At 68.0% G+C, this 20,665-nt stretch carries 18 protein-coding genes; 10 read left to right on the top strand and 8 right to left on the bottom strand.

What is annotated here, in order from left to right; translation table 11 throughout:
- Positions 1–47: 47 nt before the first annotated feature.
- Together BM310_RS03030 and BM310_RS03025 are read right to left on the bottom strand one after the other, a co-directional pair.
- Complete coding sequence (locus BM310_RS03030) at positions 48–1,883, bottom strand: ribosome biogenesis/translation initiation ATPase RLI (protein ID WP_089804497.1); 1,836 nt, start codon at positions 1,881–1,883, stop codon at positions 48–50.
- Between the two features lie 3 nt (positions 1,884–1,886).
- Positions 1,887–2,213 carry an EMC6-like membrane protein gene (locus BM310_RS03025; RefSeq protein ID WP_089804495.1) on the bottom strand — a complete coding sequence of 109 codons (327 nt, stop codon included), beginning with the start codon at positions 2,211–2,213 and terminating at the stop codon, positions 1,887–1,889.
- Between the two features lie 152 nt (positions 2,214–2,365).
- Here BM310_RS03025 and BM310_RS03020 point away from each other — a divergent pair, with 152 nt between their 5' ends.
- Positions 2,366–2,656 (top strand): MarR family transcriptional regulator, encoded by a 291-nt coding sequence (locus tag BM310_RS03020; protein WP_089804492.1) that lies wholly within the window; start codon positions 2,366–2,368, stop codon positions 2,654–2,656.
- 344 nt (positions 2,657–3,000) lie between these two features.
- Here BM310_RS03020 and BM310_RS03015 read toward each other — a convergent pair whose 3' ends face one another.
- The 3 genes from BM310_RS03015 to BM310_RS03005 form a co-directional block, all read right to left on the bottom strand.
- Positions 3,001–3,180: a hypothetical protein gene (locus tag BM310_RS03015; RefSeq protein ID WP_089804490.1), complete on the bottom strand. Its 180-nt coding sequence runs from the start codon at positions 3,178–3,180 to the stop codon at positions 3,001–3,003.
- Between the two features lie 100 nt (positions 3,181–3,280).
- Positions 3,281–5,128 (bottom strand): PINc/VapC family ATPase, encoded by a 1,848-nt coding sequence (locus BM310_RS03010; protein ID WP_089804489.1) that lies wholly within the window; start codon positions 5,126–5,128, stop codon positions 3,281–3,283.
- 78 nt (positions 5,129–5,206) lie between these two features.
- Entirely contained in the window at positions 5,207–6,853 is a 1,647-nt protein-coding gene (locus BM310_RS03005; RefSeq protein WP_089804487.1) for a methyl-accepting chemotaxis protein, read from the bottom strand.
- Between the two features lie 238 nt (positions 6,854–7,091).
- Here BM310_RS03005 and BM310_RS03000 point away from each other — a divergent pair, with 238 nt between their 5' ends.
- From BM310_RS03000 to BM310_RS02970, 7 genes are all read left to right on the top strand, one after another.
- Positions 7,092–7,904, top strand: coding sequence for a manganese catalase family protein (locus tag BM310_RS03000; protein ID WP_089804486.1), 813 nt, complete (start codon positions 7,092–7,094; stop codon positions 7,902–7,904).
- Between the two features lie 133 nt (positions 7,905–8,037).
- On the top strand, positions 8,038–9,114 hold the full coding sequence (locus BM310_RS02995) for a M20 family metallopeptidase (protein WP_089804484.1): 1,077 nt from the start codon (positions 8,038–8,040) through the stop codon (positions 9,112–9,114).
- 179 nt (positions 9,115–9,293) lie between these two features.
- Positions 9,294–10,832 (top strand): carboxypeptidase M32, encoded by a 1,539-nt coding sequence (locus tag BM310_RS02990; protein ID WP_089804482.1) that lies wholly within the window; start codon positions 9,294–9,296, stop codon positions 10,830–10,832.
- A 90-nt stretch (positions 10,833–10,922) separates the two neighbouring features.
- The gene (locus BM310_RS02985; RefSeq protein ID WP_089804480.1) at positions 10,923–12,407 is read left to right on the top strand and encodes a carboxypeptidase M32; all 1,485 of its coding nucleotides are present in this window, start codon (positions 10,923–10,925) and stop codon (positions 12,405–12,407) included.
- Positions 12,408–12,577: 170 nt separating this feature from the next.
- Complete coding sequence (locus BM310_RS02980) at positions 12,578–12,760, top strand: HVO_0416 family zinc finger protein (protein WP_089804478.1); 183 nt, start codon at positions 12,578–12,580, stop codon at positions 12,758–12,760.
- 110 nt (positions 12,761–12,870) lie between these two features.
- Positions 12,871–14,721: a UvrD-helicase domain-containing protein gene (locus tag BM310_RS02975; RefSeq protein WP_089804476.1), complete on the top strand. Its 1,851-nt coding sequence runs from the start codon at positions 12,871–12,873 to the stop codon at positions 14,719–14,721.
- Between the two features lie 4 nt (positions 14,722–14,725).
- On the top strand, positions 14,726–15,889 hold the full coding sequence (locus BM310_RS02970) for a M24 family metallopeptidase (protein ID WP_089804474.1): 1,164 nt from the start codon (positions 14,726–14,728) through the stop codon (positions 15,887–15,889).
- A gap of 27 nt (positions 15,890–15,916) precedes the next feature.
- Here BM310_RS02970 and BM310_RS02965 read toward each other — a convergent pair whose 3' ends face one another.
- Positions 15,917–16,159 (bottom strand): DUF7533 family protein, encoded by a 243-nt coding sequence (locus BM310_RS02965; protein ID WP_089804472.1) that lies wholly within the window; start codon positions 16,157–16,159, stop codon positions 15,917–15,919.
- Between the two features lie 118 nt (positions 16,160–16,277).
- Between BM310_RS02965 and BM310_RS02960 the strand changes: the two genes are divergently transcribed.
- The gene (locus BM310_RS02960; RefSeq protein WP_089806973.1) at positions 16,278–18,146 is read left to right on the top strand and encodes an SLC13 family permease; all 1,869 of its coding nucleotides are present in this window, start codon (positions 16,278–16,280) and stop codon (positions 18,144–18,146) included.
- Positions 18,147–18,166: 20 nt separating this feature from the next.
- Here BM310_RS02960 and BM310_RS02955 read toward each other — a convergent pair whose 3' ends face one another.
- Positions 18,167–18,814 (bottom strand): DUF502 domain-containing protein, encoded by a 648-nt coding sequence (locus BM310_RS02955; RefSeq protein ID WP_089804470.1) that lies wholly within the window; start codon positions 18,812–18,814, stop codon positions 18,167–18,169.
- A gap of 117 nt (positions 18,815–18,931) precedes the next feature.
- On the opposite strand from BM310_RS02955, the gene BM310_RS02950 reads away from it, so the two are divergent.
- Positions 18,932–19,543 (top strand): riboflavin synthase, encoded by a 612-nt coding sequence (locus BM310_RS02950; RefSeq protein ID WP_089804468.1) that lies wholly within the window; start codon positions 18,932–18,934, stop codon positions 19,541–19,543.
- 36 nt (positions 19,544–19,579) lie between these two features.
- Here BM310_RS02950 and BM310_RS02945 read toward each other — a convergent pair whose 3' ends face one another.
- Complete coding sequence (locus BM310_RS02945; RefSeq protein WP_089804466.1) at positions 19,580–20,590, bottom strand: PrsW family intramembrane metalloprotease; 1,011 nt, start codon at positions 20,588–20,590, stop codon at positions 19,580–19,582.
- Between the last annotated feature and the right edge of the window lie 75 nt (positions 20,591–20,665).

Genomic DNA, 20,665 nt, shown 5'->3' with positions numbered 1-20,665 from the left:
TTTGAGGCCACCCCTCGGAAAGGCGGAGAGAACGGAGAGTCGACCGGTCAGTTCGTAGACGAGTAGTAGTACTCGCCCTCGCGTTTCTGCTTGCTGTCGAGTTGCGACCCGGGCTTGTTGATGCGGGGTCGCTGCGTGCGCTCGTCGCGGCGGAACGTGATGTCGAGGTCCGAGAGGAAGTCGTTCATCCCCGCGCGCATCTCCTGCGGCGTCCCGGCGTGCCCGTGGACGGAGGACTCGCCGTCGAACACCATCAGGCGGTCCGCCAGCAGGTCGATCATGTAGATGTCGTGGTCGATGACCATCACCGTCGCGTCGTGGTTCTCGGCGTACCGGCGGATGGCCGTCGTCGCCTGCACGCGTTGCTCGACGTCGAGGTGGGCGGAGGGTTCGTCCAGCACGTACAGGTCGGCGTCCTCCGAGAGGGTCGCCGCGATGGCGACGCGCTGTCGTTCGCCGCCCGACAGGTCGTCGAGGTTGCGCTCCATGATGCGGCCGAGTTGGAGCGGGTTGGCGACTTCGGTCTTCCAGTAGGAGGTGCCGAAGTCGTCCGTGATGGACGAGAGGAACGCGTCCACCCGCATCGGCTGGTCTATCTCGATGTACTGCGGCTTGTACGCGATGTCGAGGCGGAAGTCGAGTTCGCCCACGTCGGGGTCGAGCGACCCGGCGAACATCTTCGCCAGCGTGGACTTCCCGATGCCGTTCGGGCCGACGATGCCCAGCACCTCGGAGTGGTAGATAGTGCCGGGTTCGACTTCGAGCGAGAACTCGCCCTCGCCGTAGGACTTCTCCAGTGCGGGGTAGTCCACGAGGGGGTCGCTCTTGGCCGTCTCCCGCGGCGCGTGTTCGTGGAACGTTATCTCGTCGGGGCGAATCCGCATGTTCTCGTTCGAGAGGTAGCCCTTGAGATACTCGTTGATGCCGTTGCGGACGGACTTGGGGTCCGTGACGACACCGTACGCGCCGGGTTCACCGTAGGCGATATGGAGCGTGTCGGCGAGAAGGTCGAGGATGGCCAGGTCGTGTTCGACGGCGAGAACGGCCCTGTCCTCCTCCTCCGCGAGTTCGCGGATGAGACGCGCGGCCGTGACGCGTTGGCCGATGTCGAGGTACGGCGTAATCTCGTCGAGGAAGTAGAAGTCCCGGTCGCGCGCCATCGTCGCCGCCAGAGCGACGCGCTGGAGTTCGCCGCCCGAGAGGGTGTCGAGCGGTTGGTCGACGACGGGCGCGATGCCGAGTCGCTCGACGTACTCGTCGAGTTTGCCGCGTTCGTCCGTCGCCTCCAGCAGTTCGCTCGTGACGCCGTCGAACTGCTTGGGAATCTGGTCGACGTACTGCGGTTTGCGCGCGATGGAGACCTTCTCCTCGCGGACGCGTTCGATGTAGTTCTGCAACTCCGTCCCGCGGTACCGTTCGAGGACGGCCTCCCACGTCGCCTCCTCGCCGTAGTCGCCGAGGTTGGGAACCATCTCGCCCGCGAGGGCGCGGACGGCCGTCGTCTTCCCGATGCCGTTCGGGCCGAGGATGCCCGTCACAGAACCCGGTTCGGGGACCGGCAGGCCGTAGAGGGCGAACGCGTTCTCGCCGTAGCGGTGGACCGGGTCCTCCTGCAGTTCCGTGGGGAGGTTGATTATCTCGATGGCGTCGAACGGACACTTCTCGACGCAGATGCCGCACGTCTCGCCGAGGCAGACCTCCTCGGAGATTCGAATCTGGTCCGGGCCGCCGTCGTACGGTTCGTCCTCCTCGTAGTAGTCGCCGCGCGTGACGATGCACTCCTTGCCCGTCCGGTTCGGGGGGCAGTAGTTGGCGCACTCGTAACTGCAGCGGTCCGGTTGACACCGGTCGAGGTCGACGACCGCGATGCTGTCGTCCGCCATGAATTACAGGGAGACGCCCGACGTGAGCATGATGCCGTACGAGATGTACCACAGCGTGAACGTCATGAAGACGACGTAGAGGTAGTCCTTCGCGCCGAAGTCGCCCACGTCCACGCCGACGACGCGCAGGAGGGGGAACTGCGCGAGGACGAACGCGCCGAGGACGGCCAGCGTCTGCTGATTCGTCGCCGCCTCGGCCACGGGTGTCGCCCCTAAGCCGACCAACGCGCCCGACCCGAACGCGGCACCGATGCCGGCGAGACAGGCGAGTGTGGTGACCGTGACCCCCCGCATGTGACCGGAGAGGCCCGTCTGCGTTTCCGTTGCCATGGGTACGACTCCGATACCCGGCATCAAAAGGCGTTCGTTCCCGCACGCGCCGAACGGGGGGCGCTTTCGGTGACGACTACTGTCTCTCAGAGGACACGTTCGCGCCGTCATCCACGAAGGTTTATGGCGTTTCGACGTTTCGATTCGTAACGATGGCTGAGGCAGAACAGGAGAGTCTCGACGACCTCCCTCCGAGTGCGAAGTTAGTTTTCAAAGTGCTCGAATACAACGGACCCCTGACGCAGAAGGGAATCGTCCAGGAGTCGATGCTGTCGGCTCGGACGGTCCGGTACGCACTCGAACGACTCGAGGGAATCGGCGTCGTCGACGAAGACGTCTACTTCGCAGACGCGCGACAGAACCTCTACCAACTCACCGACGCGGCTCCGGAACGTCCTTCGGAGAGCGACGCGGACGAGGCAGAGGCCTGCTGCGCCGAATAATCCCGACTGGCACGGGTGCGACGGCATCGGCTCACGACCACGCTGACGGCGACAACTTCTCTCTTTCGGCGAGGCAGGAAAACGCGAGCGAAGCGAGCGGGAAACTGCCTCGTGGCGAACGGGCAAAGCCCGTGAGCGGTGGGTTGCTGAAATCGGAAAACGCGAGCGAAGCGAGCGGGAAACTGCCTCGTGGCGAACGGGCAAAGCCCGTGAGCGGTGGGTTGCTGAAACCGGAAAACGCGAGCGAAGCGAGCGGGAAACTGCCTCGTGGCGAACGGGCAAAGCCCGTGAGCGGTGGGTTGCTGAAATCGGAAAACGCGAGCGAAGCGAGCGGGAAACTGCCGTCACCGTCGCCGGGACCAGAGCTGCCACCCCGAGGCGAGAGCGACGAGCGAGAGGCCGACGAGAGCCGTGACCGCCCAGATACCGCCCTCGCCGGCGAGTACGCGATAGGTCTGTGCAGACGCCGCGAGACCGACCGAGACGGCGACGAGTAGCAGTCGGCGCGGAGACTCCTCCGACATCCTCTTGCGGTACTACCGGGAGACAGATACGTCACACGCTCGGCCGGTGGTCCGCGTCGATGAACTCCGAGCACCCGAGCGAGACTGCCGGCTGAGACGCCTACGCCGGGTGGACGGTGATGCGCTGCTTGCGGTCGATGGCCTGTTCGAGTTCGTCGGCGATGGCGCTGCCGCGCGACACCTGGATGTCGCCGCCGCGGCCGACGGTGGCGGTGAACAGGTAGTCGCCGTCGGCGCGCACCTCCACCGTCTCGCCGACGTGTTCGTCCATCCGGACGACGACGTGCCGGGAGGTGACCTCGGGCGTGACGACTTCGCCCTCGTCGGCCGACGACTGGGACGCCGACCCCGACCCCGACTGGGCCGGGTTCTCGTCGTGGGTCCGCACGTCGATGTCGATGCCGAGACGGTCCTCGACGTCCGAGATGCGGCCGCCGCCCTTCCCGATGACGTAGGAGATGTCGTCCTCGTCGACGTACACCGTCGCCTTGTCCTGTCCCTGCAGTTCGACCTCGACGTGGCCGCGGGCGATGGAGCGAATCTCGCGCTCTATCTCCTGTCGCGCGAGGCGACTCACGCCCGTCTCGTCGCGGCCCTCCGCCTCCTCGCCGAGGGGGACGGTGACGACCTGTCGGTTGAACGTGTAAATCTCGTAGGCGGGCGTGTTCGTCTCGAAGTCCGTCACCTGGATGACCGGGCGGGCGAGGTCCTCCGCCGTGAGTCCCTCGGGCACCTTCACCTGCGTCTGCACGTCGTAGACGGTGTCGACGCGGCCGTCTTCGATGTAGACGACGGTGTCGACCACCTGCGGAATCATGCCGAGTTCGACGCGGCCGACCAGTCGCTGGAGGGCGTCGATGGCGCGCGTCGCGTGGACGACGCCGACCATACCGACGCCGGCGAGGCGCATGTCCGCGAACACCTCGAAGTCGTCCGTCTTCCGCACCTCGTCGTAGATGGTGTAGTCGGGGCGAACGAGGAGCAGCGAGTCGGCCGTCTTCGACATCTGCCCGCCGAGGGCGGTGTACTGCGTGATTTCGGGACCGACCTGCAGGTCGCGCGGTTTCTCCATCGTCTTCACGGCGTAGTCGCTGTCGTTCAGGAACTCGGCGACGGCCTGCGCGAACGTGGACTTCCCCGCGCCGGGCGACCCCGAGATGAGGACGCCGCGCTGGCGTTCGGCGAGTCGGTCGCGGAGTTCGTCCGCGAACTCGTACTCGTCGAGGTCGGTCTTGACGATGGGCCTGACGGCGGTTATCTCGATGCCGTCGGCGAACGGCGGGCGGGCGATGGCGATGCGGTAGTCGCGGAACTGGACGATGTTCATGCCCGGTTCGGACAGTTCGACGAAGCCGTCGGGGGAGGCGCGCGCGGAGTTCTCGATGTCGTCGGCCCACGCCTTCATCGTCTCCTCGTCGGACACCTCCTCGTCGATGGTCTGGTAGTGCATCTCGCCGATGGCACCGCGTTTCGCCTTCGGCTTCGTCCCGGTCTTGAGGTGGACCGACATCGTCTGGTCGTCGAAGAACTCCTCGATGACGAGGTCGCCGGACCCGCGGGTTCGCGCCTCGACGAACTCCACGTCGATGCCCTTCGCCCGCGCGACTTCGGCCTGCACCTGGTCGCTCGTCAGGAGCGTCGCCTCCTGTTCCTCGGCCACGTCGCGGATGACGGCGTCGATGTCGCCCTCGTGTGCGCCCGTGGCCTCGCTCGGTTTCGTGCGACGACCGACGTACTTGACGGTCACGACGCCGTCGTCGGCGAGTTCGGCGAGGCGTTGGAGTTCCGAGAGGCCCTCCCAGCCGGTGTCGTACCCCTGATTCGCCTGCGATTCGAGTTCGCCGACGACGGCTTCGGGGACGCAGATAGTCGTCACCTCGTCGTCCGACTCGACTCGCTCGGACACGCGACCGTCGATGACCGCGCTCGTGTCCGGCACTATCTTCATACGCGGCGGTTCGAGCGGAACACGGATAAGGGTATAGATGGTCGAACGGCGACGGTTCGCGGGCGCGCCGTCACGCGGTCAGTCGTCCGCCGTCGCGGCGACGCCGGCCGGTCGGCCGTCGGCGTCCTCGACGAGTTCGAACGACCCGACGAGTCGCTCTAACTCCGTGGCTCGCTGGGAGAGCGACCGGGTGCGGTCGGCGATGTCGTCCACGGACTCCGCCTGCTGGGTCGCCGCCTCCTCGGCGGAGTCGGTGCGCGCGGCCGTCTCCTCGGAGATGTTCGCCACCTCGTCCACGCGGGCGGCCACGTCCTGCGAGGACGTCGCCTGCTGGTCCGTCGCGTCGCTCACCTCGCGGACGCTCGCGTTCACGTCCTCGACGGCCGCGACGATGGCCTCGAACTCCTCGATGGCCGTCTCCACCGTCTCGACGCTGGCGGCCACCTGCCGGTTCGTCTCGCGGACGGTTTCGAGCGTCTCCTCCGACCGCTCGGTCACGTCCGCGATGAGCGCAGACACCTCGTCGGCGGACTCGCGTGTCTCCTCGGCGAGCGCTTTCACCTCCTCGGCGACGACGCCGAAGCCGTCGCCCGCCTCGCCGGCGTGCGCGGCCTCGATGGCCGCGTTGATGGCGAGCAGGTCCGTCTGCGAGCCGACGTCGTCGATGAACTCGGCTATCTCGTCTATCTCCTCGATTCGCTCGCCGAGGGCGACGACGGCCGACGCCGTCTCGTCGATGCGCGACTCGACGGCGTCGAGTTCGCTCATCGCCTCGGTGGCGATGTCGCGGCCGTCGCGACCGCGTTCCGCCGCCGTGTCGACCGTCTCGGCCACGTTCTCGGCCGAGGCGGCTATCTCCTCGACGGTCGCCGAGAGCGTCGAGAGTTCGTCGGCGACGGTCTGGAGGTGTTCGGTCTGCCGGTCCGCGCCGTCGGATATCTCCGTGACGGCCGACGCCACCGCACCGCTGGCCTCGTTCGCGCGTTCGATGCTGGTCTGGGCCTCGTCGCTCATCGCGGCGACGTCGGCCGCGAACGACTGGACCTCCGCGATGGTGTCGGACAGTTCGCGGACGAACTCGTTGTACGACCGGGCCACCTCGACGTACCGGTCGTTCTCCTCGCCGACGTCGTCGACGGGCACGAGGGCCGTGAGGTCGCCCGCCGCCGCACGCTCCGTCGCCTCGCCGAAGGCGTCGACGAGTCGCTGGAGGTTGCGCGTGTGCGAGGCGAGGTCCGCCGCCATGCGGTCGAGTGCGTCGCCGAACGCGCCGGGGAGCGACTCCTCGAGGACGGGGTCGTCGAACTCCCGGTCCGCGAGCGCCGTCGCCTGCGCCGAGACGGTTTCGAGGTGCGCGTGCATGTCGTCGAAGTCGGCGGCGAGGCGGGCGATTTCGTCGTCTCCGGCGACCGACGGCGGCGGCGTCGAGAGGTCACCGTCGGCGACGGCGGCGGCCGACGCCGAGAGGCGGGTGATGGGCTGGACCACGTCGCGGCGGACGACGAGGACGGTGTTTCCGAACGCGACGAGGGCGGCGGCGAACAGGGCCGCCGACAGCGCCGTCTGCGTCGAACCGGAGACGAACGCCGGGAGCGCTACCTGCGCAACCGAGATGCCGAACTGGATGGCGACGGCGGTCAGGACCTTTCGGGAGACGGACCGGGAGACGCCCAGCACGTCCATCGTCCCCCACAGGAGCCGTTCGTACGCGTCGAGTGGACTCATACCCGGGTGTCTTCCCGGAGATATTCATAACGTGGCTCAGATTCTCAGTTGATGATAACTGTCCGGTTCCGGCCGTTCTGCGCCGGTGACAGCGGATTGTCCAGTTCTGAGTTTCGATATCGGCCCACGCGAACGAGGGAGTAGAGGCGGACCGAGACGGGGAGTCGTCCGTTCGTAGAGAAAATTGTTCATTTTGGCCAATTTATTTTTGTGAACTTGCCGGGGAGAATTAGAAGTCATGTTCTTCCACGAACAGGGACTGCAGTACGACGTCGAAGTCGAGGACCCCGACCCGCAGTTCGCGAAGATGCTCCAACAGGCCATCGGCGGGGCCGAAGGGGAGATGCGCGTCGCCCTCCAGTACATGTTCCAGTCGTTCGCCGTGCCGAGCGAGATGTCGGAGTACAAGACGCTCCTGATGGAGACGGCGATGGAGGAGATGGGCCACATCGAGATGCTGGCGACGGCGGTGGCCAAGAACCTCGAAGGCGCCTCCCACTCCCGGCGCGAGGCCGCGCGCGACGACGACATCATCGACGAGATGATGCGAAGCGGACAGCCCCGTCAGGCGCTCTCGGCGGGCCTGCACGCCATGCCCGTCGACTCGAACGGCGTGCCGTTCACCGGGAACTACGTGGTGGCCAGCGGGAACCTCGCCGCGGACATGTACGCCAACGTCATGGCCGAGTCCACCGGGCGGACGCTGGCGACGCGCCTCTACGAGTTCACCGACGACCCCGGCATGAAGGACATGCTGGAGTACCTCATCGCCCGCGACACGATGCACCAGAACCAGTGGCACTCGGTGCTGGACTCCTTCGACGACCACCTCCCGGTGCCCGCGAGTTTCCCGCAGGAGAAGGAGAACCAGGACTACAACTACACGTTCATGTCCACGACGCGCGAGGAGCGTGCGGACCCCGAACAGCCGTGGACGACCGGTCCCTCGGCGGACGGGAAGTCGGAGTACTCCTACACCGCCGAGCAACCCGACGGCGGCGCGCCCGACGTCGAGGACGTCATCGACGAGATGTACAACGACGTGAACTGAGACCGCCGTCCGTACGCGCCGGGGGAGTCCCCCGACCGCACGCCGTCGCGTCGTCGCGCCGTCGTCGCGTCGCCGCGGCGTCCCCTTGTTCCGCGCGGGAGAGACTTATGCCGTCCGCGACTGTCGTGCGAGTATGCAGGAGTTGACCGACCTCACCCGCGAACTCGTCTCCGTCCCGAGCCACGAGGACGAGACGGCCTGCGGGGACGCCATCGAACGGTGGCTTCGCGAGGAGACGGACGCGGACGTGACGCGCGACGACCACGGCAACGTCGTCGCCCGGAAGGGCGAGGGAACGTCGCTGGCACTCGTCGGCCACCACGACGTGGTGCCGCCGGACGAGTCGCAGGAGGACGCGGGGGAGTACGTCGTCGAGGAACGCGACGGCCGCCTGTACGGCCGCGGGACGGCGGACATGAAAGGCGCCGTCGCGGCGTCGATGCTCGCCTTCCGCGACGCCGACCCGGCGGGCGAACTCGTCTTCGTCTCGTTCGTCGGCGAGGAGACGGGCGGGGAGGGCGCCCGCGGCGCGATCGAGGACGGGTTCGTCCCCGACTACGCCATCGTCGGCGAGGGGTCGACGAACTACTCCGGCGACGACGTGACCGACGTGGTGGTGGCCCACAAGGGCCGCCGCGCCTCCACCGTCGTCGCCCGCGGGTCGGCGTCGCACGCGAGCGAACCCGAGGCCGGCGTGAACGCGGTGTACCGCGCCTGCGACGCCGTCGACGTGATTCGCGACCTCGACGTGCCGACGGCCGACGTGTTCGGCGAGCGACTGTCCGGGAGCGTCGTCGTCACCGAGATAGACGGCGGGTCGGCGTGGAACGTCGTCCCCGAGCGCTGCGAGGTGACGGTGGACGAACGGACCGTCCCCGGCGAGTACGCCGACCTGTCGCGGGTCGAGTCGGTCGAGGGCGTCGAGTGGGTGCTCGAACAGGACCTGCCGCCGATGGCGTGCGACGACGAGGCGTTCGCCGAGACGGTGCTGGACGCGGCGACGGCGGCGCAGGAGAACTCCCCGGAACTGGTGACGAAACCGCACGCGACGGACGCCGGGTGGCTGGCGGGCGCGGGGACGACGTGCGTCATCTGCGGCGCCTCCGAACCCGGCGAGGCGCACACGAAGGACGAGAGCGTCTCGCTGTCGGTGTTGGAGCGATGCTACGAGATATACCGCGGCGCGGCGGAGTCGTGGCCGGACGCCTGACCGAGAGCGCAGAGGTTCCCGTAGAACGCGGCGGCGGACCCGGCGCTACCGCCCGCGTCTCCGACGCGTCCCCCGAGACGGCCGTCGAACGCGACTGAGGCGGCGGCCGGTCGCGCGACGAACCGGTCCGCCCGTCCGGATACACATGGTTGATTACGCAGGACGTGTTTCGATTCGATATGGCAACTGAAGCCGCAGGCTCCGACTCGGAGTCGGCACCGGACGCGTACACGGACCTCCTCCAGACGTACAAACGCGTGGCGAACGTCCGCAACGCGGGCGGACTGCTGTCGTGGGACCAGCAGGTGATGATGCCCGAGGGCGGCAACCCGGCCCGGTCCCAGCAACTGTCGACGCTGTCGTCGCTGTCGCACGAACTGCTCACCGACGACGAGGTGGGCGAGCAGTTGGACGAACTCGAAGACGCCGACCTGACCGACGAGCAGGCGGCCGTCGTCCGCGAGATTCGCCGCGAGTACGACCGCGCGGTGAGCGTCCCCTCCGAACTGGTCGAGGAGATTTCGACCACCTCCTCGGAGGCGCTCCCGGCGTGGGAGGAGGCGAAGGCCGAGGACGACTTCTCGACGTTCGCGCCGTACCTCGAGAAGCACGTCGAACTCAAGCGCGAGTACGCCGAGCACATCGACCCCGACAAGGACCCCTACGAGGTGCTGTTCGAGGACTTCGAGCCGTGTCTCCCCCTCGAACAGGCCGAGGAGATTCTCGACGAACTCCGCGACACCCTCGTGCCGATGATCGAGCAGATTCGCGAGGAGGGCGACGACATCGCCACCGACGCGTTCACCCGCGAGGGCGACTACCCCGAGGGCGACCAGGAGGAACTCTGCCGCGACGTGCTCTCGACGCTGGGCTACCCGTGGGAGCGCGGCCGCATGGACACGTCGTCGCACCCGTTCTCCTCGGGGACGATGTTCGACGCCCGCGTGACGACGCGCTTCGACGAGACGGACCCCCTCGGCTCGCTGTTCTCGACGGTCCACGAGTTCGGCCACGCGACGTACAACCTCGGCCTGCCGGACGAGCACTACGCGACGCCGCTGGGCGAGGACCGCAACCTCTCGGTCCACGAGTCGCAGTCTCGCCTCTGGGAGAACCACGTCGGCCGGTCGGAGGCGTTCTGGAACGTCCTGCTCCCCAGTTTCAAGGAGCACTTCCCGAAGGCCGAGGACGTGACGCTGCAGGAGGCGTACGAGGCGGCCAACCAGGTGTACGACGACAACCTCGTCCGCGTCGAGGCGGACGAGTTGACCTACCACCTGCACATCATCGTCCGCTTCGAGATAGAGCGCGCACTCATCGCCGGCGACATCGACGTCGAGGAGGTGCCCGAGGTGTGGAACGACAAGTACGAGGAGTACCTCGGCGTCCGCCCCGAGTCCGACTCCGAGGGCTGTCTGCAGGACATCCACTGGAGTCACGGCAACTTCGGCTACTTCCCGACGTACTCGCTCGGGTCCGTGATGGCCGCGCAGTTGTACGCGGCCGCCGAGGACGACATCGACGACTTGGAGGACCACATCGCCGAGGGCGACTTCGAACCCCTCCACGAGTGGCTGACCGAGAACGTCCACCGGCACGGACGCCGCTACGAGACGAACGAACTCGTCGTGCAGGCGACCGGTGAGGACTTCACCGCCGACGCGTTCACCGACTACGTGACCGAGAAGTACGGCGACCTGTACGACATCGACGCGTAACCCCTCCTCGGCACTCCCTCCGTCGACCCCTTTCTCTCGCGGACTGCCGGCTGACGGAGATTGATACGCTCGCGGCGAGACCGACGAGGCATGTCCACGAGCGACACGTACGACGCCCTCCTCGACCGCTACCGACGCGTCTCCAACGTCCGCCACGCCGACGGCGTGCTGATGTGGGACCAGCAGACCGTGATGCCCGAAGGCGGGACGCCCGCCCGCGCCGAACAGCGGTCGACGCTCTCCTCGGTCGAACACGACCTGTTGACCGCCGACGAACTCGGCCGACTGCTGGCCGAGGTGGACGAGGAGTCGCTGGCGGCCGACGAACGGGCCGCGGTGCGAGAGATTCGCCGACAGCACGAACGCGCCGTCCGCGTGCCGGACGAACTCGTCGCCGAGATATCGCGCGTCGAGTCCGGGGCGCACGAGACGTGGGTGGACGCGAAGGCCGACGACGACTTCGACGCCCTCGCGCCCACCCTCGAACGCATCGTCGACCTCTACCGCGAACGCGCGGCGCACCTCGACCCGGACGTCCACCCGTTCGAAGCCATCTACGGGGACTCCGAACCGCACCTGCCCCTCTCGACGGTCGAGGAGATATTCGCGGACCTGAAGGAGACCATCGTCCCCCTCGTCGACGAGATTCGCGCGGCGGACGAACTGCCGACGCCGTTCGACGGCGCGTACGACGAGGACGCGCAGTACGCCCTCTCGGAGGACGTGCTGGACCGCCTCGGCTACGACTGGGCGCGAGGGCGACTCGACACGTCGGCGCACCCGTTCACGTTCGGGACGCAGTTCGACTGCCGCGTGACGACGCGGTTCGACGAGTCCGACCCCCTCGCGGGCCTCACCTCGACGATGCACGAGTTCGGCCACGCGACGTACAACCTCGGCCTGCCGCAGGACCGCTACGCGACGCCGTTGGGCGAGTCGGGGAGTCACGGCGTCCACGAGTCCCAGTCGCGGTTCTTCGAGAACCACGTCGGCCGGACGCGCCCGTTCTGGGAGGGGTTCGTCGGCGTCGTGAACGACCGACTCGGCTCGGAGGCGAGCGCAGAGGCGGCCTACGCCGCGGTCAACCGGGTGAAGCCGGACAACGTGATTCGCGTCGAGGCGGACGAGTTGACGTACCACCTGCACATCCTCGTCCGGTTCGAGACGGAGAAGGCCCTCCTCGGCGGCGACATCGAGGTGGCGGAGGTGCCCGCGGTGTGGAACGACAAGATGGAGGAGTACCTCGGCGTCCGTCCCGAGACGGACGCGGCGGGGTGCATGCAGGACATCCACTGGACGGCCGGCTACCTCGCCGCGTTCCAGAACTACACCGTCGGGAGCGTCCTCGCGGCGCAGTTGGACGCCGCGATGCGCGAGGAACTGGCCGACGTGGACGCCCTGATTCGCGACGGGGAGTTCGGACCGATGCACGAGTGGTTGGCCGAGAACGTCCACCGGCGCGGCCGGCGGTACCCGACGGACGAACTCGTCGCGGAGGCGACGGGCGAGTCGCTGTCGGCGGACGCCTTCTGCGACTACGCGACGGCGAAGTTCGAGTCGCTGTACGGGCTCTGAACGGGCGCGTTCGACGGCTGACGGCGGACTCCGCCGTCGGACGGGGGCCGGCCGACGGACGGGAGCGGCCCCCCAGAACGCGCGCCGGACTCATTACTCCTTCGGACGGTTATCGAGCGGTGAGGACGGGCAACAAAGACTAAGTAGTGGTACGGCATAGCACACCACGTATGGCCTCAGCACCAGACGCCGATGAGGCGCTGTTCGACCAGTTCTTGGACGACCGCGGACACGGAGTATCCGACGAAGACTGGGAGACATCCTATAACAAGAAGCAGTGTCCGGACTGCGGTGCGCTTCACGACGAATCTGCCGTCGATTGTTCGGTCTGCGGCTGGGACCCGCGAGTCTAGCGCGACGCCGATTCGCCGTCGACGAACACCTTCTTTCGCTCGCGACTCGACCGGTAGAGAAGTCCTCGAAAGCAGGCAGTTTATCAGGGATAAGGGCGTGAACGGGTACAATGAGTGACTCCGACGCGACAGTCACCCGACTCTTCGGTGGGCCGGGGAGCGGGAAGACCACGGCACTCCTCGACCGGGTCGAGGAGATTCTCGAAGACGACGACGTGACGATCCGAGACATCCTCGTCGTCTCGTACACCCGCGCCGCCGCGGCCGAGATTCGAGAGCGTCTCGCCGAACGGCTGGACGTGTCGCCGCGGGCGTTGCAGGGCAACGTCGCCACGATGCACGCGAAGGCGTACGAACTCCTCGACCTCTCGCGCAACGACGTGGTGGGCGAGAGCGACAAACAGGAGTTCTGCGAGGAGTACGGCGTCGAGTTCGAGGACGAGTACGGCGGCGCCGGCCGCCGGACCGCCCGTTCGACCACCATCGGCAACAAGATAATCGCCACGAGCCAGTGGCTCCAGCGGACGCGACGCGACGTGGCCGACTGGTACGACGTGCCGTTCAACTGGAACGTCGAGGAGGTTCGCCTCCCGCCGGAGGTGGACCCCAACGCGCAGGAGGGCAACAAGTACACGCCGACGTGGCCCTCCGACGACGACCGAATCGACGTGCCGAGCGTCATCCGCGGGTGGCGCACCTACAAGGGCGACAACGGGCTGGTCGGCTTCGCCGACATGCTCGAACGGGTGAAACAGCGCTCGCTCGTGCCGAACGTGGACTACCTCGTCATCGACGAGTTCCAGGACATCACGACCCTGCAGTACGACGTCTACCAGGAGTGGCTCCCCCACCTGAAGGGCGTCCTCATCGCCGGCGACGACGACCAGGTCGTCTACGCGTGGCAGGGCGCGGACCCGAACCTCCTGCTCGACACCGAACGCGACGAGGACGTGGTGCTGCCGAACTCCTACCGCCTCCCCTCGAAGATTCTGAACGTGGTGAACAGGGAGATTCGCCACATCGACAAGCGGCAGGAGAAGGACCTGCACCCGCGCAAGGAGGGCGGCGTCGTCGAGGGCGTCTCCTCGCCGTCGATGCTGGACCTCGCGCGCAACGTCCGCTACACCCTCGAAGAGGACGAGGACGACGAGAGCATCATGCTGCTGTTCCGCGCGCGCTACCAGATGTTCCAGTTCATCGACGAGTTCCTCCCGCTGGGCATCCCCTTCTCCGTCCTCACCGACCAGCGGATGTGGACCGACCGCCTCACGCAGTACGTCGAGGCCATCGAGAAACTCGAACGCGAGGAGAACGTCACCGGACTGGAGGCGCGCCGCCTCGCGGACATGCTGCAGGACTCCGCGTTCGGGTCGAACGAACGCGACGACCTGTTCGACTACATCGACGACCTGCAGGAGACGACGGGCGTCGAGGACCTGACCGAACTGGAGGTCGAACCCGACGTCATCACCGACCACGCGCCGTTCGTCCCCGACGGGGCCGCCGCGGGCGACATGGTCCGGAAGGTGACGTCGTTCCAGCGCAAGTCCGTCGAAGCCTACTTCGAGGGCGAGTACAAGGGGATGGACCCCAACCGCGTCCGCGTCGGCACCATCCACTCCGCGAAGGGTCGCGAGGCCGACCACGTGTTCGTCTCCACCGACCTGACCGAGAAGGTGGTCGAACAGATGGCCGCCTCCGTGGACGACGAGGACGTCGACGGCGTCGACGAGTTCACCTCGACGACGAACCCCGTCCCCATCCTGACCGACAACGAACGCCGCGTCTTCTACGTCGGGATGTCCCGCGCCCGCGAACGCCTCGTCATCCTGGAGAACCTCATCAAGGGCGCGCCGACGCTCCCCGTGAGCGTCCTGCTCCACAACGAAGTCCGCGACACGCCGGTCGAGGAACTGCTGGAGGAGGCGCAGACGGGCGACGCGCCGGCGCCCGAAGCGTAGGGCGATGCCGGACGCACCCGAGTCGCTGCCCCCGCCCGAGACGGACCCGGCGTTCCTCGACGCCGCAATCGCCGACGCCGACGCCGCCGGGTTCGTCGCCGTCGGCGACCGGTTCGACGACGACGTGCGCTACCTCACCCGCTTTTCGGGGCCGGACCGCGACTACGCGTTCGTCTACGTCGACGGGGAGGCGACGCTCTGCGCGCCATCGCTGTTCGGCGAACAGGCCGAACGCGAGTTCGCCGGGACGGTCCGAACCGACGACGCGGGCGCCCCCGCCGGCGTCCGCGCCGCGAACGTCCTCGACGAGTGCGGCGCGTCTGGGGCACTGCTCGTCCCGCGGTCGATACCGCACGACGCCGCCGTCCACCTCGAACGCGCGGGCTACGAACTCGGGTCCACGACGGCCGTCGCGGACGCCCGCCTGACGAAGACCGACGCCGAACTCGACTGCCTCCGGCGCGTCCAACGCGCCGCCGTCCGGGGGATGGCCCGCGCCGAGGAGATTCTCGCCGAGAGCGCCGCCGAGGGCGACGAACTCGTCTGGCGGGACGCCCCCCTCTCGACGGAACGCCTCCGGCGGCAGGTGAACGCCGAACTCGCCGTCTACGGCGTCCGCGACGCGGACAACACCGTCGTCGGCGCGGGACCGACCTGCGCGGACCTGCACTACGCCGGCACGGACGTGCTCCGACCCGGCGAGACGGTGCTGTTGGACCTCTCGCCGCGCGGCCCCCACGGCTACTACGGCGACCTGTCCCGCACGTACGTCGTCGAGAGCGACGGCGGGTGGGAGCGACGCGCCTACGTCGCCGTCGAGGCGGCGCTGAAGGCCGGACTGGACGAGATAGCACCCGGCGCGGACGCGAACGCCGTCCACCGGGAGGCCGCCGCCGAACTCGCCGCCCACGGCTTCGACCCGAACGCCGACGAGGGCGAGGCGGGCTTCACCCACGGCACGGGCCACGGCGTCGGCCTCTCCCTGCACGAGGGGCCGTCGCTCCGGGAGGCGGTGGAACTCGACGCGGGGATGGTGTTCACCGTCGAACCCGGCGTCTACGACCCCGAACGCGGCGGCGTCCGACTGGAGGAACTGGTCGCCGTCACCGACGACGGGTACGAGATACTCCACGAGTACCCGCGGTCGTTCACGCCGCGGACGGAGTAGTCGCGCGCCGACCGGCGGCCGGAGGCGCTACTCCTCGTCGTCCGGCGTCTTCACGACTTTTCCGACGACCGATTCGCCGACTTTCGCGGGGATGTCCGTCGGCGTCGTCAGGTAGTGCGGGAGGACGACCATCAGGACGGCGACGGCGAGGAGGCCGCCGCCGAGTATCTGCTGGCCGTCGAGGAGCGTGTTCAACCCGTAGACGCCGACGGGAACGGCGAATATCAGCGTCGCCGCGAGTTGAATCGTCCCGAGGATTCCGAGGCGCATCGACCGACAGATAGCGGTGCGGAGGAAAAAGCACCTCGGTGTGGACGCACCGCCGGACGCGTCGGCGTGGCCGCGGCACGGCGACACGGCTAACCCGTCGGGGGGTGAGACGGTCCGTATGGTCTCGACGGTCCCCGCGACTGCCGTGCAACTGGCCGGCCTGAGCGTCTCCCTCTCCGTCCTCGTCGTCTTCGCCATCGTCGTCGCCGCAGTCGTCCTGTTCGTCACCGAGGCGGTGTCGCCCGACGTGACGGCCATCGCCGTCGTCGTCACCCTCGTCGCCCTCGAACCGTTCACGGGCGTGTCCGCCGTCGAGGGCCTATCGGGCTTCTCGAACCCGGCGACGGTGACGATTCTGGCGATGTACATCCTGAGTAGCGGCATCGAGCGGACGGGCGTCGTCCGCCGTCTGGGCGTCGAAGTCGCCCACCTCACCCGCGGGTCGGAGAACCGCCTGCTGGCCGCCATCATCGGCCTCACGGGACCCATCGCGGGCCTCGTGAACAACACGCCCGTCGTCGCCGTCTTCATCCCGATGGTGACGGACCTCGCCAACGAGGCGGGCGTCTCGCCGTCGAAACTGCTCATCCCCCTCTCCTACGCGTCGATGCTCGCCGGGACCCTGACGCTGTTCGGGACGGCGACGAACCTCGTCGCCTCCGAGTTGTCCGCGGAACTGCTGGGCCGGCCGTTCGGCGTGTTCCTGCTGACGCCGGTGGCCGTCGTCGTCTTCCTCGTCGGCGCGGCGTACCTCCTCACCGTCGGGAAGTGGCTGTTGCCCGCCCGCGTCCCGCCGGGGTCGCGGACGGAACGGTACGAGGTGCAACCGTACCTCGCGCGCGTCCTCGTCACCTCCCGGTCGCCGTTCGTCGGCACCACCGCGCAGTCCGTCGCCGAGGACGCGCGCCGGGACCTCGGCCTCGACGTGTTGGACGTGGTGCGGGGGGCGGACCACTTCCCCGCCGCGGAGTCCGACCGGGAGTTGCGGTCCCGCGACGTGTTGACCGTCCGCGGCGATCCGCCGACCATCCAGCGGTTCGTCGAGTTCGGGTCGCTCCGCCGCCTCCCGCGGGCGGCGGTGACGGACGCGGAACTGGACAACCCCGAGCGCTCGACGCTGGTCGAACTCGTCGTGCCCCCCTCGTCGTCGCTGGTCGGCGAGACGGTCGAGACCGCTCGCCTCCGCGAACGCTACGACGCCACCGTCCTCGCCATCCGGAGCGCCGGCGGCGAACTCGTCCGCGACGGCATCGGCGCGACGAAACTGGGAGGCGGCGACGCCCTCCTGATGCAGACGACGGAGGAGGCGGCGGAGTTCCTCGCGGACAACGACGACTTCGTCGTCACCGGCGAGGTGTTCGACGAGGTGATGGCTCGCGTGCGCGAGGGCGGCGTGAGTTCGACGGCCGTCGCCGCCTTCGGCACCCTGTTCGGCGTCGTCGCACTGGCCGCCCTCGGCGTCCTCCCCATCGCCGTCGCCGCCCTCGCGGGCGTCGTCGCCATGATAGTGACGGGCGTCCTCTCGCCGAACGAGGCGTACGACGCGGTGAACTGGAACGTCGTCTTCCTGTTGGCGGGCATCGTCCCCCTCGGCATCGCCCTCCGGGAGACGGGCGCGGCCGCACTCGTCGCCGACGGCGTCGTCGGCGCGACGGCCGGACTCCCCGCCGTCGTCGTCCTCGGCCTGTTCTACCTGCTGACGGGCGGGTTCGCCAACGTCATCACGCCCGTCGCCAGCGTCGTCCTCTTCCTGCCCATCGCCGTCTCGACGGCGACCAGCATCGGGGCCGACCCGTTCTCGTTCGCCCTCGCGGTGACGTTCGCGGCGACGACGGCGTTCATGACGCCCGTCGGCTACCAGACGAACCTCATGGTGTACGGCCCCGGCGGCTACCGGTTCACCGACTACGTCCGCGTTGGCGCGCCCCTGCAACTCCTCCTCGCCGTCGTCACGTCGGCGGCGATAGCGCTCTACTGGGGCGTGTGACCGGCGGCGGAGCGCTCCCGCTACTTGACGACGCCCTCCGGAAGTTCCTCGACGTCCTCGGCGCCCAGTCCGGTCGTGACGATGAGGCGCAGGCCCCGGCGGACGGACATGTCCACCTCGAACACGTCCTCGGGCGGCACCATGATGAGCGACCCCGCCGTCGGGTTGGGACTGTGCGGGAGGAACACCGTCAGCAACTCCGGCGAGTCCGTCGCCCGTTCGGCGCTCTGCGGGCCGTCGTTCGTCACGAAGCCGATGGAGTAGACGCCCTCGCGGGGGTACTCGACGAGGACGACGTGGTCGAACCCCTCGCTCTGCCGCGCGATGGACTCGGACACCTGCCTGACGCCGAAGTAGATGGTTCGGACGAGGGGGACGAGGCGCACGCCGCGTTCGAAGCCGCCGAACAGGCGACGGCCGAGTTCCTGCGAGGCGACGTAGCCGGCGGCGGTGAGCGTGACGGCCAGAAGCGTCGCCGCCAGCAGTTGCGCGAGCAACAGTTCGTCCCCGGTGAACGTCCGCAGGCGCGTCGTCGCGACGATGGGGTCGAGGACGATGCCGGTGAGGCGGTCGAACACGAAGTCGAGGACGAACACCGTCACCGCCAACGGCGCGACGAGGAACAGTCCCGTGACGAAACTGGTCCGGAGTCGGGTGAGAAGCGACATCGTGCGGGGGTGGGAGAGCGACGACAAAAGTGTATCCCGCCGCCGAGTCCACCCGACCGTCGGCGAGCGGTCGCCCAGTTTCGTGATGCTTTTCACGTGTGGGACGAGACGGGAGGTATGTTCACAGGGATAGTCGAAGGGACGGGCGTCGTCGTCGCCGCGACGGACGACGACGGCGGCCGTCGCCTCCGTCTCAGCCCCGACGCGACGTTCGAAGACCTCCACCACGGGCAGTCAATCGCCGTCAGCGGTGTCTGCCTCACCGTCGAGGAGTTCGCGGCCGACGGGGAGTGGTTCGAGGTGTTCCTCGCCGCGGAGACCGTCGAGAAGACGTATCTCGGCGACGTGACCGAGGGCGACCGGGTGAACCTCGAACGGGCACTCCCCGCGGACGGGCGTCTCGACGGCCACATGGTGCAGGGCCACGTCGACACGACGACGACAATCACGGGCATCGAACGCGTCGGCGACGACTGGTTCTTCGAGTTCGAACTCCCCGCGTCGATAGCGAAGTACGTCGTCGCGAAGGGCTCTATCTGTCTGGACGGCATCAGCCTGACCGTCGCCGACCGGCGCGACTCGGACTTCGCCGTCGCCATCATCCCGACGACGTACGACCTGACGACGCTCTCGGAGAAAGCGGTGGGCGACCCCGTCCACGTCGAGGTGGACGTGGTCGCGAAGTACGTCGAGAACATGGTGTCGGGCTACGCCGACGCCCTGCAGTAGCGACCTCTCGGGGTCGTCTGCCGCCGCCCGCGCCGTCTACTCGGCCTCGGTCGTCTCCGTCTCCGACTGGACCGCGCCGTCGTCGTACGCGGGCGTGTGCGCCTTTCGGTAGGCCTGCCGGTAGCGCCGAATCTTCCGGATGAGGTACAGTCCGAACACGCTGTCGTAGACGAGGACGTACGCGAGGAACGCCCACAGTCCGGAGAGCGGGGTGAACGTCTGGATGAGGCCCGACCCGATGCCGACCGTGGCGTTGTACGTCGCGTGGACGAACGCCGCGATGAGCAGTCCCTTGACGACGATGGGGCCGCGGTTGTCGGGGTTGTACTTCGCCAGTCCGAGGTAGTAGCCCGCGATGGCGGAGTAGATGACGTGCCCCGGCCCGGCGAGGGCGCGGACGGCCGTGATGCCCCCGCCCATCCCGATGAGTCCCAGTCCGAGGTCCAGTTCCGCCGTCGGGAGTTCCCGCGTGATGTAGAGGGCGTTCTCGATGAACGCGAAACCGAGGCCGGCCATCGCCCCGTACACCGCGCCGTCGACCACCGAGTCGAACCGGTCGTCGGTGTAGGCGTACAGGCGAACCGCGAGAAGCTTCACTATCTCCTCGATGGGGCCGACGACGATGTAGAAGAACAGCACCGTCCCGAGGAAGCCGAGCCCCTGGAAGTAGGGCTGGAGGGCACCGTTGAGGACGGCCGCGAAGTTGGCCGTCAGGACGCCGAGCAGGAACGTTCCGACCAGAAGCGACAGGGGTTCGTTCGTCGTCACGTCGGAGTAGTACACGTAGGCGGCCAGTCCCAGCGCCGGAATCGCCGAGAGAACCGTGAGGAGACCGATTTCGAGGTTCGTCACTGCGGCCAACCCGCCGATACCGACGAGGAGGAGGAACGCGACGGCGACGATGACGAACCGCGCCGAGGCCGCGAACAGCCGGTACAACGCCACCGAGAGACCGTCGACGGAGGTTCGCTCCTCCCACGTCGAGATGTCGTAGAGGTCCTTGGAACCGTCCGACGCGCGTTCGACCGGGTCTCGTCTCTCAGCCATCGCCCTGACAATACAATGGGTCGCCGCGTAATAGCTTCGGCCGAACCGCGGCGCCCCAGGGCCGAAACGGGCGCT

The organism is Halogeometricum rufum, from assembly GCF_900112175.1.
GTDB classification, from domain to species: Archaea; Halobacteriota; Halobacteria; order Halobacteriales; family Haloferacaceae; genus Halogeometricum; species Halogeometricum rufum.
The sequence above is the reverse complement of the archived record's forward strand: the minus strand, read 5'-3'. Positions and strand labels throughout refer to the sequence as shown.